We start from the raw sequence: 16,586 nt of genomic DNA on the forward strand, positions 1-16,586 counted from the left end.
AAAACTTAGAGGAAACGATCCCGGTCCGCAACTCCCACCCCAATGAATTTAAACAGAAACATTTTCTGCAATCTACAGGCGTACTTTCGGACATCAAAGAGACGTGAACTGATCACGGGCAAGACCATGAAGATCCGGCATAGCGGGTTGATAACGCGCTGATTTTGATATTTTTTGTGCAGAAATGCTGGTATTTTGCTGCATATGCTCTCTCGCAGACGCAAAAAGCCCGCTGCAACACAGCACACTCAACCAGAGTGTTTCATTCACCGCAGCGCAGCAACGAAAATGCTCGACAGCGCTACTGTATCGTTACAGATTTGCCTCGGTGCCGTACGCCCATAGCAGGATAGCTCCCCGTCACATTTCGTATATAAGGCGGGAAGTGACGCTAAATGGGGCGGCGGGCGGCAACGGCAAGGGCGAGCGGGTGACAGCGATGGACAGCAAGACGAAAAACAGACCGCTGACGCCGCCGCCGGATGGCGGCAGGCCCACGCTGAAGACGATCGCCTTCATGACCGGGCTCGGCATCACCACCGTCTCGCGCGCCTTGAAGGATGCGCCCGATATCGGCGCCGAAACCAAGGAGCGCGTGCGCCTCGTCGCCAAGCAGATCGGCTACCAGCCGAACCGCGCCGGGGTGCGCCTGAGAACCGGCAAGACCAATGTCATCAGCCTGGTACTGACATTGGAAGAAGAAATCATGGGCATCACCAGCCCCATGGTCGTCGGCATCACCGAGGTTCTCGCCGGCACCCCCTATCATCTGGTGGTCACGCCCTATAGCGCTACCAAGGATGCGCTGGCGCCGATCCGCTATATCCTCGACACCGGCGCGGCCGACGGCGTGATCATTTCGCGCACCGAGCCGCACGACCCGCGCGTGGCGCTTCTGACGGAGCGCGGCCTGCCCTTCGTCACCCACGGCCGCACCGAGATGGGCGTCGTCCACCCCTATCACGACTTCGACAACGAGCGTTTTGCCTATGAGGCCGTGCGCGAGCTGGTGGAGCGCGGCCGCAAGCGCCTGGTGCTGCTGGAGCCGCCGCCGCACCTGACCTTCTATTCGCACATGCGCGCCGGCTTCGAGCGCGGCCTTCGCGATTTCCAGGCGGATGCGGTCAGCTTCCACCACATCAATATCGATCACACGCTGGTCGAGATCCGCGACGCCTTCGAGACGCTGATGCGCTCGGACAATCCGCCTGACGGCATCGTGTCGGGCAGCGGCTCCGGCGCGATCGCACTGATCGCCGGCCTTGAGGCCGCCAACAGGACACTCGGCAAGGATGCCGACATGGTGTCCAAGGTGCCGAGCGATTTCCTGCGCTGGCTTCGCCCCGAAGTGGTGACCATGTACGAGGACATCCGGGTTGCCGGGCGCGAACTCGCCAAGGCGGTGATCGGCCATATCGACGGCCAGCCGTCCGAAACGCTGCAGAGCCTCAGTCAGCCGGAGCTTCAGTCCGCCGTGCCGGTATCGATCAAACGGTAGGAACAGGGCAGTCCAGGTCACCGTCGGTGCATTTCAGGTAAACCTTGAGGTTTTCGATACGGACTTTGGTCATGCCATCACGGCACGAGTTGAAAATGAACGAATACAAGCTGCCCGTGACCACGGAACTCGAAAAGTTGCACTCGGCATCGCGGAACGCCACCCACGCCCTCTGCGCTGTTAGCAGCAGCCTTGTGGTGTCTGCGTCGTCCTTTAGTCGTGCCTCGATCTGCTTGTAGAGAGTGTTCAGTTCGGTGTCGGATTTGTCATAGGCCTTCCCGGCGCATATGTTCATGTCCGCTTGGTTCGTCAGGTCGCCGCAGCTTTGCTCCGCATATGCCGACGTGGACGTTGCCAAGACCAGGGCGGCAGTCAACAATGAAGCCTTCATGGAACTCAGTCTCCGTTTTTGAAACGACTCTGTTTCGCGCTTGGAACGAATAAATCCCTTACTGCAATTGGCCGTCTTATCAGCAACGGCGCACCGGGCGCGCTGCCGCCGCCGTTATCCGCAGCTCTCATGACAGTCTGATCATGGGCGCTCTCTTCGGTTTCATCGGCGATTCAATCACCGGTCGCACCAAGGACGGCCGTCTACTGCATACTGGTCTTCCTGCTCGATACAACCGTGTGAATAGATGGGGATCGATGACCAAACGAAACGGGGCGACCTACCGCATGTTGCCTTAAATCGCATTCGATTTAAGGATAAAAACATGCAGCAATTCAAAGTGCTACAGCGCCGCGCGTCTAATAAGACGCGCGGCGCTGTAGGCCGCCCCGTTCGAAATTCCGATTTTGCCCGCTCAGGCGTTGAGGCCGCTGCCCCACGGGCCGTGGTGGGCATCGGCGCCATCGACGCGGTCGAAGCCGTGGGCGCCGAAGAAGTCGCGCTGGGCCTGGATCACGTTGGCAGTGCCGCGGCCGCGGCGGTAGCTGTCGAAGTAGCCGAGTGCCGAGGCCAGCGCCGGCGCCGGCAGGCCACCGAGCATGGCCGCCGAAACGACACGGCGCAGTGCCCCGTCGGTTTCCTTGACCATGGCGGCAAAGGCCGGGGTGACGATCAGGTTGGCGGCATCGGGCGCCTTGGTGAAGGCGGTGGTGATTTCATCCAGGAACTGCGAGCGGATGATGCAGCCGGCGCGCCAGATCTTGGCAATCGTTGGCATCGGCAGCGACCAGTTGAATTCCTTCGAGGCGGCGGACATGACGGCAAAGCCTTGAGCATAGGCGCCGATCTTGGCGGCCAGCAGCGCGTTTTCCAGGTCCTTGATGAAGGCAGCCTTATCAGTGACCTTTAACTCGCCGACATCAGGCAGGCCGAGGATCTTCTCGGCGGCTTCGCGCTCATCCTTGGCGGACGAGATGCTGCGCGCGGCAACGGCCGCTTCGATCGCGGTTGCCGGAACGCCCATGTTCTGCGCTTCGATCACCGACCACTTGCCGGTGCCCTTCTGGCCGGCCTTGTCGAGGATCAGGTCGACGATCGGCTTGCCGGTCAGCGGATCCGCTGCCTTCAAGACCTTTTCGGTGATCTCGATCAGGTAGGAATTCAGGCGACCCTTGTTCCAGGCGCCAAAGACTTCGCCGATTTCGCCGGCCGTCATCTTCAAGCCGTCGCGCAGGATACCGTAGATTTCGGCGATCATCTGCATATCGGCATATTCGATGCCGTTGTGGATGGTCTTGACGAAGTGGCCGGCGCCGTTTTCGCCGAGCCAGGCAACGCACGGATCATTGTCGTATTTCGCGGCGATCGAGGTCAGCACCGTCTCGACGCGCTTGTAGGAATCTTCCGTGCCGCCGACCATGATCGACGGGCCATGGCGCGCGCCCTCTTCACCGCCGGAAACACCCATGCCGATGAAGGTCAGACCTGAGTCCTTCAGCGCATCGAAGCGGCGCATCGTGTCGCGGAAGTTGGCGTTGCCGGCATCGATCATGATGTCGCCCTTGGCGAGGTACGGCTTGAGGATTTCCATCTGCTGATCGACCGGCTCGCCGGCCTTGATCATGATGATGATCGGACGTGGCGGGCGGATGGCGGCGACGAACTCTTCGATGGTGTCGCAGGGCACGATCTGGCCCTGGAGTTCGCCGGCTTCCGCGTAGAATTTGTGCGTCGCTTCGACGGTGCGGTTGAAGACCGCTATCTTGTTGCCTTTTTCAGCGATGTTGAGCGCCAGGTTCGAGCCCATGACGCCGAGACCGATAAGGCCGATTTCCGCCTGTGACACGTGATTGCCTCCATTGGACAGGAGAGCCGGACGCGATCAGGATAAACGCGTGGGAGCCGGCCCCTCGAATTAAACTTCGCGCGCTCGCATTGCCCCTCGGGAAAGGGGCGGACGCGAGATGCGACGGCGGAGGCTGTTTTGGCATTCAAATCGATTAACGACAAGCGATTCTTGAGAAAATCACTCCTTTTCGGGCTTGCCGTCGCCATCGTCGAGCACGCGCCAGGAGGCGCCGTCGAGGTCTTCGTACTGGCCGCTCTTCAGCGCCCAGAGGAAGGCGACGAGACCGAGTCCCCCTAAGAACAATGCGATCGGAATGAGATAGATCAGCGTGTTCATGAGGCGCTTCCGATCGCGCCCAGCGTCGTCGGCGCCTGTCGCTCGATCGCTGCGGCAGACTTCGCCACCTTCGCGCGCAGCCGCAAAGCGTTGGCAACGACGATGATCGACGATGTCGACATGGCGATGGCTGCAATCAACGGCGTCGCGTAGCCCATGATGGCGATCGGGACGGCGATGACGTTGTAGCCGATCGCCAGCGCGAAGTTCTGGCGGATCAGCCGGCCTGCCCGGCGCGAGGTGTCGATCGCCATCGGCACGGCGTCGAGGCCCTGGTGCAGGAAGACGAAATCGGCAGCCTGCCGGCCGACGTCGGCAGCCGTTGCCGGCGCCATCGAGACGTGGGCTGCACGCAGCGCCGGCGCATCATTGATACCGTCGCCGACCATCAGCACGCGATGACCGCCTTCGGCCGCAGCCGCGCATTCGTCGACCTTGCCGCGCGGCGACAGTTCGGAACGCCAGCGGATGATGCCGAGCCTGCGGGCAAGCGCTGCCACGACCGGCTCGCGGTCGCCCGAGAGAATGCCGGTTGCAAAGCCCATGCGTGTCAGCTTGTCGACGCTTTCGCGCGCCTGTGGCCGCAGCCGGTCTTCAAAGCGGAAGCAGGCAAGCTCGCGTCCGTCGAGCGAGAGGATGACCTCCGACTGGCCGCTCGCCTCACCGGCGTCGCCACAGGCAAAGGCGCGGCTGCCGAGACGATAGATGCCGTCGGTCGTCTGTGCCTCGATGCCCGCGCCCGGGATTTCACGGATATCGCCGGAGAGAACCGGCGCGATCGCAGCCGCATCGTGGATGGCCATGGCCAGCGGGTGGCGCGAATGCACGGCAAGGCCGGCAGCGGTCGCCAGCACCGCCGGCTTGATCTCGGCCCCGTTGGTCAGGCGCGGTTCCCCGGCGGTCAGCGTGCCGGTCTTGTCGAACAGCACCGTGTCGATCTCGGCCAGCCGCTCCATGGCCGATCCGTCCTTTACCATGACGCCGTTCTGGAAGAGCCGGCCTGCGGCAATGACCTGCACCACCGGCACCGCCAGGCCAAGGGCGCATGGGCAGGTGATGATCAGCACAGCAACGGCCACCAGCATGGCGTGATGGAAATCGCCGTCGACGAACATCCAGCCGATAAAGCTCAGGAAGGCCAACAGGTGAACCGCTGGCGAATAATATTGCGCTGCCCGATCGGCGATGCGGCGATAACGCGCCCTGCCCCCTTCGGCCGCCTCCATCAGGCCCATGATTTCCGCGAGCAGCGAGTCGCGGGCAGCAGCCGTCGCCTCGATCGTCAGCGGTCCCGTCAGGTTGAGCGTGCCGGCCTCGACCGTGTCGCCAATATGCACCGGCGCGGGTGCGCTTTCGCCGTTGACGATCGAGCGGTCCAGGTCGCTCGAGCCGACGAGAATCCGGCCATCGACAGGAATACGCTCGCCGGCCGCAATCGCCAGCCGTTCGCCCGGCTTGATCTCGTCCACCGGACGGTATTCGCGGCTGCCGTCGGCATCGATGACCATCGCCCCGCGCGGCGACAGGCGCGCCAGGCTGCTGATCGCCGAGCGGGCGCGGCCGCGCATCATGTGGTCGAGCGTGCGGCCGATAAGCAGGAAGAACAGAAGCATCACCGTGCCGTCGAACCAGGCATGGGTGCCGTGAGTGATCGTCTCATAAAGCGAGATGCCGTAGGAGAGCGTGATCGCCAGGGCGATCGGCACGTCCATGTTCGTGCGGCCGTGCTTCAGCGCATTCCAGGCGGAGGCATAGAAGAACCGGCCGGCATAGATCAGCGTCGGCGCGGCGATCAGCGCCGAAATCCAATGGAAGAGATCGCGCGTTGCCGCCTCGGCGCCCGACCAGACCGAGACCGAGAGCAGCATGATGTTGGTCGAGGCAAAGCCGGCGACGGCAACGGCGCGGACCAGCTGCTTCAACAGCGTGTCGCCCTCTTCCTCGCCGGGTGCAAACAGATGCGTTTCGTAGCCGCGCTCGCGGATCGCGCGCGCCAGTTCGCGCGGATCGCTGCGCTGCCCCGCGACCTCTTCCTTCCAGACGACTGAGACCCGGCGCGAGGACAGGTTGACGCGGGCGCGCTCCACCTCCGGCCGGCTCTTCAGGGCAGCCTCGATCGTCGTGATGCAGGCGCCGCAGTGGATGCCGGGCACGCTGAGGTCGGTCTGGCGAAGGCCACTGCCGAGCGTGCGGCTGGTCAGCCACAGCTCTTCCGAACTCGGCAGGCCTTGCGCACTCCTGTCGATCTCCAGCGCGGTTTCGGCGCCGGCAGCGCAGCAACTCATGGACGCTCTCCCGGCGCGATGAAGCGAATGGCCTGGCGATAGACGACCTTGTCGCCCGACGTCGCGGTGATATCGGCAATCCATTGTCCGCGCTTAAGGTCGGTTGCGGCAACGAAGACGCCGTTGCCCTGATGCGCCATCTCGATCTGCACGTCCTCATGCTCCTCGACCGGACGCTTGAACACGGCAACGACCTTGTCGGCCGACGTTTCAGCCTTGCCTTGTCGCGTCAGCGTGTAGCGCACCGCGCCCGGCTCCAGGCTGAGCTTGCCGTCGAGGCCGCTCGCTGCAAAGGCGCGCGCCTCCTTCACCTTGCCGTTGAACTGCTGGCTGGCGACATAGGTGTTCTGGACGACGAGCCCGCTCCAGCTGTGGCTGGCGTTCCAGGCCATGATCAGGTTGACGGTGATGATGGTGCCGAAGAACAGCACCATCACGCCGAGCATGTGCCATCCGGTGAAGACACGGGGTTGCCTGCCTTGGTCAGCGGTCATTTCGCGGCTCCCGGTTGGTTGAAGTTGGCCTGGTATTCGTCGCGCTCATGGCTCGACGGGTCTTCTGCAATCAGGCTGAAGCCGTCTTCCGCTTCGCCGAGTTTATCCTTCGGCAGCGTCACGAACACTTTCAGCGCCGTCACCTTGTCCGGATCGACGCCGACGGCAAAGCTGCGGCCGTCGCCCGGTGCCTGGCCGGCAATGCGCATCATCGCTGACGGCATGCCGTCGATGGTGAGTGTGATCGTGCGCTGTTCGGGGATCATGTTCAAGAGCTTGACCATGTAGCCGTTGCGCACCGATCCATCCGATTCGAGCACGAATTGCGGGTTGCGATCGTGCAGCACGTTGAGCTCCAGCCGATCGCGCGCCAGGAGCGCATAGAGCAGGCCGATACCAACCAGCGTCCAGACGCCGAGATACACAAGCACGCGCGGCCGGAAGACGATCTTCCAGTTGAAATGCCTGACCTTGTCGACGAAGGTGCCGTCGGCGTCACGCACCCGGCCCGGGTCGATCGCCGTCGTGCCGCCGTCGGTGGCAAGCGCCATGTTGGAGGCATAATCGCTCAGCGTCGCATAGGCGATCAGCCCGCGCTCGCGCCCAAGCTTGTCCATGACGTTATCGCAGGCGTCGATGCAGAGCGCGCAGGTGATGCATTCGAGCTGCTGGCCGTCGCGGATGTCGATGCCCATCGGACAGACGACGACGCAGGCATTGCAATCGACGCAGTCGCCGACGCTCTCGCCCGCGGCTGCCGCCTTCTTCTGGTGGCGCGAGCGCGGTTCGCCACGCCAGTCGTTATAGGTGACGACCAGCGAGTTTTCGTCGAGCATCGCCGCCTGGATGCGCGGCCACGGGCACATATAGGTGCAGACCTGCTCCCGCATCAGCCCGCCGAACACATAGGTCGTGGCGGTGAGAATCGCGACGGTCATATAGGCGATCGTCGGCGCCTCGAGCGAGACGAAGCTCTTCAGCAAGGCCGGCGCGTCGGCAAAATAGAAGATCCAGGCGCCGCCGGTGGCAATGCCGATCAGAATCCAGATCGAATGTTTCGTCACCCGCTTGACGATCTTGGCCGCTGTCCATGGTCCGGCATCGAGCTTCATGCGCGCGTTGCGGTCGCCTTCAATGTAGCGCTCGACGACAAGGAACAGGTCGACCCAGACGGTCTGAGGACAGGTGTAGCCGCACCAGGCGCGCCCGACGGCTGACGTGACCAGGAAGAGGCCGAAACCCGCCATCACGAGAAGCCCGGCCACGAAGAAGAATTCCTGCGGCCAGATCTCGATGAAGAAGAAATAGAAGCGACGGGCGGCGATATCGACAAGCACCGCCTGGTCGGGCGCATGCTCGCCGCGGTCCCAGCGGATCCACGGCGTCAGATAGTAGATGCCGAGCGTGACCAGCATCACCAGCCACTTGAACTGGCGGAATCGTCCCTCGGCGCGCTTCGGGAAGATCTTCTTGCGCTTTTCGTAAAGCGGCTTGCGCACATGCGCCGCGTTGACCGCCTCGGCCTCGTGGCGTTCGACGATGGGGGCGTTTGTGGCGGATTGAGGCTGCATCTGTGGGATATCCCCGAATATATCGCGTATTGAACGCTGTTTTGCCCGATCTGGCGGCCGGAAACGTTGATCTGTGTCAAGTTTGCGGGCTAAAGCGGCCGCATGCGTCGAAACGTCCGGGCTTCATGCCGCGCGACTTGATGGCAATTGCCACACCACGACATCCCGCCAAACCTACGAGGACCGCATGGACACGATCATCGGCTTTTTGAACACGATCTTCTGGGGCTATGTGCTCATTTATGGCCTGCTCGCCGTCGGCATCTTCTTCACCATCCGGCTTGGCTTTCCTCAGATCGTGCATTTCGGCGAGATGTTTCGTGTGTTGAGCAGCGGCGGGTCGAAGGATGCGGCGGGCATCAGTCCGTTCCAGGCGCTGACCGTGAGCCTTGCCTCGCGCGTCGGCACCGGCAATCTCGCCGGCGTTGCCGTTGCGCTCTATCTCGGCGGACCGGGCGCCACCTTCTGGATGTGGATGGTCGCGCTCGTCGGCATGGCGACGGCCTATGCGGAAAGCGCGCTGGCCCAGCTCTACAAGGTCAAGAACGAAAACGGCCAGTATCGCGGCGGTCCGGCCTTCTACATCGCCCGTGGCCTCAATGCGCCGTGGGCGGCAACGATCTTCTCCGTCTGCCTCATCCTTTCCTTCGGTCTCGTCTTCAATGCGGTTCAGGCCAATTCGATCGCCGATGCCGTACAGGGCGCCTTCGGCATTCCGAAGATCGTGGTCGGCATCGCCGTTGCAGCGCTCTCGGGCATCGTCATCTTCGGCGGTATCCGCCAGATTGCGCGCGTTGCCGAAATCGTCGTGCCGTTCATGGCCGTCGCCTATCTGCTGATGGCGATCTATGTGCTGATCGCCAACGCCTCGCTGGTGCCAACGGTGCTCTGGACCATCATTTCCAGCGCCTTCGGCCTGCAGGAAGCGGCAGGCGGCATCACCGGCGGGGTCGCTGCCGCCATGCTCAACGGCGTCAAGCGCGGCCTGTTCTCCAACGAAGCCGGCATGGGCTCCGCCCCGAATATCGCAGCCGTCGCCACCCCGGTTCCGCATCACCCGGCCTCGCAAGGGTTCGTACAATCGCTCGGCGTCTTCATCGACACGATCCTGATCTGCACCGCGACATCGGTGATGATCCTCTTGTCCGGCACGCTGGAGCCCGGCTCCGGCATCACCGGCACGCAACTGACCCAGGCCGCCATGAACGTCCATATCGGCTGGGCGGGCAGCTATTTCATCGCCATTGCGATCTTCTTCTTCGCCTTCACCTCGATCATCGGCAACTATTCCTACGCGGAGAACGCGCTGACCTATCTCGGCGGCGCCAACCGTCTCGGCATCACCCTCATGCGATGCGCCGTTCTCGCCATGGTCGTCTGGGGCGCCTATGAGAGCATCGCCACCGTGTTCGACGCCGCCGACGCCTCGATGGGCCTGATGGCGACGATCAACCTGATTGCCATCCTGCTCCTGTCGGGTACCATTGCCAAGCTGACGAAGGACTATTTCGCCCAGCGCAAGCAGGGTGTCGAGCCGGTCTTCCACGCCGCCGACTACCCGGAACTGCAAGGGCAGATCGACGGCAAGATCTGGTCGCGCGATTAGGGCGGCAAGAGACAGGTAACCGGAAGCGGGAGACCTCGGAGGGCAAGGCATGCATGGTACCTGGCGGCCACTGACGCTTGCCAAGCGCTGCGGCATCTACCGCGAGCGCTCGGCGCCTGCCTCGCTTGCGGGCCATGTGGAGTGCCTTTGGAGCCATACCATGCCCGAGGGCCCGCCCTCGCCCATGGCTGTCGTTCCCGATGGCTGCGTCGATATCATCTGGTCGAGCCGGGGTCTGGCTGTTGCCGGCCCAGACAGGGTCGCAGCCTTTCCGGTCATCGGCCCCGGCGAGACCGTGGTCGGCCTGCGCTTTCGGGCCGGTATTGCCGCCTCCTGGCTGCGCACGCCGCTTTGCGAGCTGACCGGTACGGTCGTGCCGCTCGATGCCTTCTGGGGTGCCGCCGCCGATGAACTCCATGCGCGGATGACTGAGGCCGGTAGCGCAGCAGCGCGTGCCGCGATGCTTGCTCACGCGGTTGAGAAAAGGCTGGCGGCGGTCGCAGCCCCGCCTGCCGACATCGCCGCTTGCCTGGCTGAGTTGCGCCAGAGGCAACCGATGTCTGACAACCCGATCCGGCTGCTGGCGCAGACGACAGGAACCAGCGAGCGCACGCTGCGCCGCCGCTGCCACGAACATTTCGGCTATGGCGCCAAGACGCTCGACCGCATCCTCCGCCTGCAGCGTTTTCTCGCCACCTGCCGAAGCGACGTTGAGGCGAGCCTGAGCGCGCTTGCGCTTGATACCGGCTACGCCGACCAAGCCCACCTGACGCGCGAGACCAGGGAGCTGACCTCGCTCTCGCCGCGCGAAATCCGGCGCCAGCTCGCGAACTGACTGGCCGTTTCATTCAAGACGGCGACGCCCTGTGGTGCTACCCCTTGATTGCAACGGCAATGGCAAGGCGACGAAACGCATGACGACACTGGCAGCGAAAATCATCCACATCTCGATCGAGCGCGACTGGCACGAGGTCTATGTTTTCATGGCCAAGCCTGAAAACATGCCGCTCTGGGCATCGGGCCTTTCGTCCGGCCTGACGCGCGACGGGGAAGAATGGGTCGCTCCGGGACCGCTCGGCAACGCGCGCGTGCGTTTTGCCCCCGACAATGCCTTCGGCGTCGTCGATCATCTGGTGACGCTGGAAAACGGCGTGAAGGTGCACAACGCCCTGCGCGTCGTGTCGAACGACGATGGCGCCGAGGTGATGTTCACGCTGCTGCGGCAGGCCGACATGAGCGACGAGCAATTCGCCGGCGATGCCGAATGGGTGGCGAAGGATCTCGCCGCCCTTAAGTCAATCTTGGAATCAGAAAGCGACAGGACACATCATGGGTAACAAGGGCAACGATCGCCGCATCGACTATGTCGAGTTCAACGTCTCCGACATCGCCGCCAGTAAGGCGTTCTATGGCGGCGCCTTCGGCTGGACCTTCACGGATTACGGCCCCGAATATTGCGAGTTCCAGGACGGAAGATTGACCGGCGGCTTCACCACGACAGGGCCAGTCCGGGCCGGAGGGCCGCTGATCATCATCTATGCCGACAATCTGGAAGAGAGCTTGACGAAGGTCGAGGCGGCCGGCGGAAAAATCCTGCAACCGATCTTCCCCTTCCCCGGCGGCCGGCGCTTCCACTTCGCCGATCCTGACGGCTACGAGCTGGCGGTTTGGTCGGCGCAATAACCATCCCTCGCGCCGGTTTCCGCCACCTGTGGACAACCGGCGTCTGCGCCTGCAGATTTTACCCAGACTTAATCTTTGCATCCCAAGATTGCGCGCGAAAACAAGAAGCGGCAAAGGGCGCTGGGCAATGTCAGACGATCACGAGTTTCTGCGGAATTCCGTCATCATCGGCGCCCACCCCGACGACGAACTGCTGTGGTTCACCTCGATCCTGAAAAAGGTCGACGAGGTCATCATCCTTTATCGCGATATCTGGTCGGAGCCGCAGATGGGCGACGCCCGCGTTGCCGCCATCAAGGCCTATCCCCGCGGCAACGTCCGGTTCCTCGAGATGGAGGAGACCGGCTCCTTCGACTGCGCCGATTGGACGAGCCCGAAGCCTGGCCCCTACGGCATGGAGTTCGGAACCGAAGGCACGCGTCGCGAGGCCAAGCGCGTGGTGAAGAAATCGCTGTCGCAACTGATGCCCGGCAGCTTCCGCCACTCGACGCGGCCGATCGCCCAGGCCTACCGTGAAAACTACGAAACGCTCTATCGCACGCTGCAGCCGCGGTTGAAGCCCGACATGAACGTCTTCACCCACAATCCCTGGGGCGAGTACGGTCACGAGGATCATGTGCAGGTGTTTCGCGTGCTCGACCGGCTTCGCGACGAAATCGGCTTCAAGCTCTGGATGTCGAACTATTGCACCGAACGCTCGATGCCGCTGGCGATGCAGTATTTTAGCCGCAAGCCGGTCAACTACATCAGGCTGCCGGCCGATAAGGCCTTCGCCGAGGAGGTTGCCGCCGTCTATCGCGACAAGGGCTGCTGGACCTGGCGCAATGACTGGATCTGGTTCGACGACGAATGTCCCACGCAGCAAACCCGAGGGCGGCGGCTTTCACCTGTTGCCGATGAACCTGTTCAATTTCGGCACCGTCGTGCGCCGACCGGTCAACGCGCCGCTGCTTTTGGGCGCCGCCCTTTCAAGCGTCATGGTCGGCGCCACCATCGCCGCTGCGCTGGAATGAAGATAGGCCGCGTCTTTCGACGCGGCCATTTTCTTAACTTGACGATTGGTACCGCCCCTCATCCGCCTGCCAGCACCTTCTCCCCGCCAGCGGGGCGAAGGTAGCAAGCCGGGCCGGCACCGCACCCATCAACGCCGATGTTCGGCGAAAGCGTCGCTCCCAACGGCTCTCTCCCCGCTGGCGGGGAGAGATGTCCGGCAGGACAGTGAGGGGCAAACCTTAGCTCGGGGCGCGAGCGTTCCCCTACTCGCCGCCGCCGAGCGAATGCACGAACACGGCAAGCTGCTTGACTGTGGTGTCGCCGAGGCGTGGCAGCCAGGCCGGCATGACGCCGTGCTTGGGCGCCTTCATCTGCGCGACGATTGCCTGCTCGCTTGAGCCATTGAGCCAGAGCGCATCGGCAAGATCCGGCGCGCCGAACTCGCGATTGCCCTTGGCGTCGGCGCCGTGGCACGAGGCGCAATTGGCCTCGAACAGCGCCTTGCCCGGTTCGACCAGCGCCGCATCCGAAGGCGTGCCGGTGAGGCTGACGACATAGGCGGCGGTCTGCTTGATCTCTTCCGGCTTGAGGATCTCGGCAAAGGACGGCATTTCGGAGACGCGCGTCTCGTCGTCGCCGGTATAGCGGATGCCGTGCGCCACCGTCTGGTAGATCTCCTCAGGTTTGCCGCCCCACAGCCAGTCGTCGTCGTTGAGGTTGGGGAAGCCGGCCGAACCGGCGGCACCCGAACCGTGGCACTGGGCGCAGTTGACCTTGAAGGCCGAGGCGCCGGCCGCAACTGCGAACTGGTGAAGCTGCGGATCGGCGATGATCTGGTCGAGTGAGCTCGCGGCGATCTTTTCCAGATTGCCGGCCTGCGCCGCCTTGGCATCGGCAAGCTCGACGCTGAGTTCCGCACGGCTGGAGTAGCCGAGCACGCCCTTGGTCGCATCGGTTAGCAGCGGCACGGCCGGATAGACGATCATGTAACCGATCGCCCAGACGATGGTGGCGTAGAAGGTATAGACCCACCAGCGCGGCATCGGGTTGTTGAGCTCGCGGATCCCGTCCCATTCGTGGCCGGTTGTCTCGACGCCGCTGATCTCGTCGACATGTTTGTCCGACATGGATCAATCCTCCTTACGAGCGGAATGAGGAAAAGTGTTTTGCGGTTTTCCGCCCGCATTCCGCTCTGATTTCTGAGTCTCGATCACATCGTGATCGAAGGGGATGGCTGCGGCCCGATCGGCGGCCTTCTTGGCGCCGGGCCTAAAGATGAAGGCGACGACGCCGAGGAAGAAGAGCGTCATGGCAAGCAGCGCCCAGCTGTCGGCGAACTGGCGCATGGCCGTGTAGGTTTCCATGTCCGTGCCCTCCCTTAGCGATAGCCCGTGGTGTCGTCGTAGGTGGAGAAGTCGACCAGCGTGCCGAGCATCTGGAGATAGGCGACGAGCGCGTCCATCTCCGTCAGCTTCTGCGGATCGCCGTCGAAATCGCCGAGCTTGGCCTTGGGATAGCGCGCCTCGACACCCGACGTGTCCGCATTCGGGTCGGCCTGCGCCTTGATGTCGGCGGCGGCGTTCTCGATCATCTCGTCCGAATAGGGCACGCCGACGGCCCTGTTGGCCTTCAGCTGTCCGGCGACGTTCCTCACGTCGAGCGGCGTCGACTTCAGGAACGCATAGCTCGGCATCACCGATTCCGGCACCACCGAGCGCGGCTCGGTCATATGCTGCACGTGCCACTCGTTCGAATAGCGGTCGCCGACGCGGGCGAGATCCGGCCCGGTGCGCTTCGATCCCCACTGGAACGGATGGTCGTACATGGATTCTGCCGCCAGCGAGTAGTGCCCGTAGCGCTCCACCTCGTCGCGGAACGGCCGGATCATCTGGCTGTGACAGACGTAGCAGCCTTCGCGAACGTAGATGTCGCGGCCCGCGAGTTCCAGCGGCGAATAGGGCCGCATGCCTTCGACCTTCTCGATGGTGTTTTCGAGATAGAACAGCGGCGCGATTTCAACGATGCCGCCGATCGAGACGACGAGAAGCGAGCCGACGAGCAGCAGCGTTGCGTTGCGTTCCAGGGTGGCGTGTTTGTCGAGAATGGACATGGGTACTGCCCTCCTATTCCGCAGCCTTGAGCACGGGCGTCGAACCGAAGATCGGGGCTTCGTCACGCACGCGGCCGAGGATGGTCATTGTTACGTTGAAGGCCATGAGCAGAGCGCCGGCGAGGAACAGGGCACCGCCCAGCGCACGCAGCACGTAGTAGGGCAGCATGGCCGCGACCGATTCCGCGAAGGAATAGACGAGGAAACCCTGGTCGTCGTATTCGCGCCACATCAGGCCCTGCTGGATACCGGCAACCCACATGACAGCGGCGTAGACGACGATGCCGAGCGTGGCGAGCCAGAAGTGCCAGTTGACCATGCGCACGCTATAGAGCCGCTCGCGGTTCCACAGCTTCGGCGTGAGGTAGTAGATGGCGCCGAAGGTGATCAGTCCGTTCCAGCCGAGCGCACCCGAATGCACGTGGCCGATCGTCCAGTCGGTATAGTGACTGAGCGAGTTGACCGTCTTGATCGACATCATCGGACCCTCGAAGGTCGCCATGCCGTAGAAGGCGACGGCCATGACCATCATGCGGATGATCGGGTCGGTGCGGATCTTGTCCCAGGCGCCCGAGAGCGTCATCAGGCCGTTGATCATGCCGCCCCAGGACGGCATCCACAGCATGATGGAGAAGACCATGCCGAGCGTCTGCGCCCAGTCCGGCAGAGCCGTATAGTGCAGGTGGTGCGGACCGGCCCAGATGTACATGAAGATCAGCGACCAGAAGTGAATGATCGACAGGCGGTAGGAATAGACGGGGCGGTTGGCCTGTTTCGGAATGAAGTAATACATCATGCCGAGGAAGCCGGCCGTCAGGAAGAAGCCGACGGCGTTGTGGCCGTACCACCATTGCGTCAGCGCGTCCTGCACGCCGGCAAAGGCCGAATAGCTCTTGGAGCCCAGGAACGACACCGGAACCGCCAGGTTGTTGACGATGTGCAGCATCGCGATGGTGACGATGAAGGCGAGATAGAACCAGTTCGCCACATAGATATGCGGCTCCTTGCGCACCAGCAGCGTGCCGAGGAACACGGCGAGATAGGCGACCCAGACGATCGTCAGCCACAGGTCGACATACCATTCCGGCTCCGCATATTCCTTCGACTGGGTGATCCCCAGCAGATAGCCGGTGGCGGCCAGGACGATGAAGAGCTGGTAGCCCCAGAACACGAACCAGGCGAGATTGCCGCCGAACAGGCGCGCACGGCTGGTGCGCTGGACGATGTAGAACGAGGTCGCGATCAGCGCGTTGCCGCCGAAGGCGAAGATCACCGCCGAGGTGTGCAGCGGCCGCATGCGACCGAAGTTGAACCACGGCTCGATGTTGAGATCCGGAAAGCCCAGTTGGAGCGCAACCACGACGCCCACGAGGAAGCCGACGACACCCCAGAAGACGGTGGCGATGACGCCATACTTCACGACTTCGTCGAAATATTCCGACTGCGGTGCGGCCGCCTTGCCTGCTGACGCCGTGCTGAAGTCGAGGCGCCGCATCATAACGATCGTGCCGCCGAGCAGCACGAAGAACAGCACCCACATATGGGCTTCGAACTGCCGGTCCTGTGCGAATCCGGCGCCTAGAAGCGCCAGGAAAGCACCGACCCCGAGCAGGATCGTCTCGAAAGTGTATTTCATGGTTGGGTCCCCAACTTTATCCAGATGCAGACGCGTGCACACGCCTAAAGGCGGCATGCCCAGCGCAGCTTGCCGGAAAGTGTCAGAATCGGGGCACCCTCACCTTGATTCAGATCAAGGCCGGGGGCCTCCAC

The 16,586-nt window shown here is 63.0% G+C and carries 15 protein-coding genes and 1 pseudogene; 6 read left to right on the forward strand and 10 right to left on the reverse strand.

Annotated elements, in window-relative coordinates:
* Positions 1-439: 439 nt before the first annotated feature.
* On the forward strand, positions 440-1,498 hold the full coding sequence (locus ASD52_RS29990; RefSeq protein ID WP_025427338.1) for a LacI family transcriptional regulator: 1,059 nt from the start codon (positions 440-442) through the stop codon (positions 1,496-1,498).
* On the opposite strand, the gene ASD52_RS29995 is transcribed toward ASD52_RS29990, so the two are convergent.
* From ASD52_RS29995 to ccoG, 6 genes are all read right to left on the reverse strand, one after another.
* Positions 1,488-1,889: a lysozyme inhibitor LprI family protein gene (locus ASD52_RS29995; RefSeq protein ID WP_057208726.1), complete on the reverse strand. Its 402-nt coding sequence runs from the start codon at positions 1,887-1,889 to the stop codon at positions 1,488-1,490. The two genes, ASD52_RS29990 and ASD52_RS29995, sit on opposite strands and share 11 nt — an antisense overlap.
* 415 nt (positions 1,890-2,304) lie before the next feature.
* The gene (gene gndA, locus ASD52_RS30000; RefSeq protein ID WP_025427339.1) at positions 2,305-3,735 is read right to left on the reverse strand and encodes an NADP-dependent phosphogluconate dehydrogenase; all 1,431 of its coding nucleotides are present in this window, start codon (positions 3,733-3,735) and stop codon (positions 2,305-2,307) included.
* Between the two features lie 180 nt (positions 3,736-3,915).
* Complete coding sequence (gene ccoS, locus ASD52_RS30005; protein ID WP_025427340.1) at positions 3,916-4,074, reverse strand: cbb3-type cytochrome oxidase assembly protein CcoS; 159 nt, start codon at positions 4,072-4,074, stop codon at positions 3,916-3,918.
* Positions 4,071-6,359 carry a cation-translocating P-type ATPase gene (locus ASD52_RS30010; protein ID WP_025427341.1) on the reverse strand — a complete coding sequence of 763 codons (2,289 nt, stop codon included), beginning with the start codon at positions 6,357-6,359 and terminating at the stop codon, positions 4,071-4,073. The genes ccoS and ASD52_RS30010 overlap by 4 nt, the downstream gene beginning before the upstream one ends.
* Complete coding sequence (locus tag ASD52_RS30015; protein ID WP_025427342.1) at positions 6,356-6,853, reverse strand: FixH family protein; 498 nt, start codon at positions 6,851-6,853, stop codon at positions 6,356-6,358. The genes ASD52_RS30010 and ASD52_RS30015 overlap by 4 nt, the downstream gene beginning before the upstream one ends.
* Positions 6,850-8,424: a cytochrome c oxidase accessory protein CcoG gene (ccoG, locus tag ASD52_RS30020; protein ID WP_025427343.1), complete on the reverse strand. Its 1,575-nt coding sequence runs from the start codon at positions 8,422-8,424 to the stop codon at positions 6,850-6,852. Before ccoG ends, ASD52_RS30015 begins: the two co-directional genes overlap by 4 nt.
* Before the next feature lie 187 nt (positions 8,425-8,611).
* On the opposite strand from ccoG, the gene ASD52_RS30025 reads away from it, so the two are divergent.
* The 5 genes from ASD52_RS30025 (at position 8,612) to ASD52_RS30045 (ending at position 12,830) form a co-directional block, all read left to right on the forward strand.
* The gene (locus tag ASD52_RS30025) at positions 8,612-10,030 is read left to right on the forward strand and encodes a sodium:alanine symporter family protein (RefSeq protein ID WP_057208728.1); all 1,419 of its coding nucleotides are present in this window, start codon (positions 8,612-8,614) and stop codon (positions 10,028-10,030) included.
* 49 nt (positions 10,031-10,079) lie between these two features.
* Positions 10,080-10,865, forward strand: a complete 786-nt coding sequence (locus ASD52_RS30030) for a helix-turn-helix domain-containing protein (RefSeq protein WP_057226412.1) — start codon at positions 10,080-10,082, stop codon at positions 10,863-10,865.
* Between the two features lie 79 nt (positions 10,866-10,944).
* Entirely contained in the window at positions 10,945-11,367 is a 423-nt protein-coding gene (locus ASD52_RS30035) for a polyketide cyclase (protein WP_025427346.1), read from the forward strand.
* Entirely contained in the window at positions 11,360-11,713 is a 354-nt protein-coding gene (locus tag ASD52_RS30040) for a VOC family protein (protein WP_025427347.1), read from the forward strand. The genes ASD52_RS30035 and ASD52_RS30040 overlap by 8 nt, the downstream gene beginning before the upstream one ends.
* A 127-nt stretch (positions 11,714-11,840) precedes the next feature.
* On the forward strand, positions 11,841-12,830 hold the full coding sequence (locus ASD52_RS30045) for a hypothetical protein (RefSeq protein ID WP_057214279.1): 990 nt from the start codon (positions 11,841-11,843) through the stop codon (positions 12,828-12,830).
* Between the two features lie 139 nt (positions 12,831-12,969).
* Here ASD52_RS30045 and ccoP read toward each other — a convergent pair whose 3' ends face one another.
* The 4 genes and pseudogenes from ccoP to ccoN all read right to left on the reverse strand — a co-directional run bounded on the left by ccoP (position 12,970) and on the right by ccoN (position 16,452).
* Entirely contained in the window at positions 12,970-13,833 is an 864-nt protein-coding gene (gene ccoP, locus ASD52_RS30050; protein WP_025427349.1) for a cytochrome-c oxidase, cbb3-type subunit III, read from the reverse strand.
* An 87-nt stretch (positions 13,834-13,920) separates the two neighbouring features.
* Positions 13,921-14,070, reverse strand: a pseudogene (locus ASD52_RS40460) (cbb3-type cytochrome c oxidase subunit 3); the annotation flags it as partial.
* Positions 14,071-14,084: 14 nt separating this feature from the next.
* Positions 14,085-14,816: a cytochrome-c oxidase, cbb3-type subunit II gene (ccoO, locus tag ASD52_RS30060; protein ID WP_025427351.1), complete on the reverse strand. Its 732-nt coding sequence runs from the start codon at positions 14,814-14,816 to the stop codon at positions 14,085-14,087.
* A gap of 13 nt (positions 14,817-14,829) precedes the next feature.
* Positions 14,830-16,452, reverse strand: a complete 1,623-nt coding sequence (ccoN, locus tag ASD52_RS30065) for a cytochrome-c oxidase, cbb3-type subunit I (RefSeq protein WP_025427352.1) — start codon at positions 16,450-16,452, stop codon at positions 14,830-14,832.
* Between the last annotated feature and the right edge of the window lie 134 nt (positions 16,453-16,586).

It is taken from the genome of Ensifer sp. Root142 (genome assembly GCF_001426785.1).
Lineage (GTDB): Bacteria > Pseudomonadota > Alphaproteobacteria > Rhizobiales > Rhizobiaceae > Ensifer > Ensifer canadensis.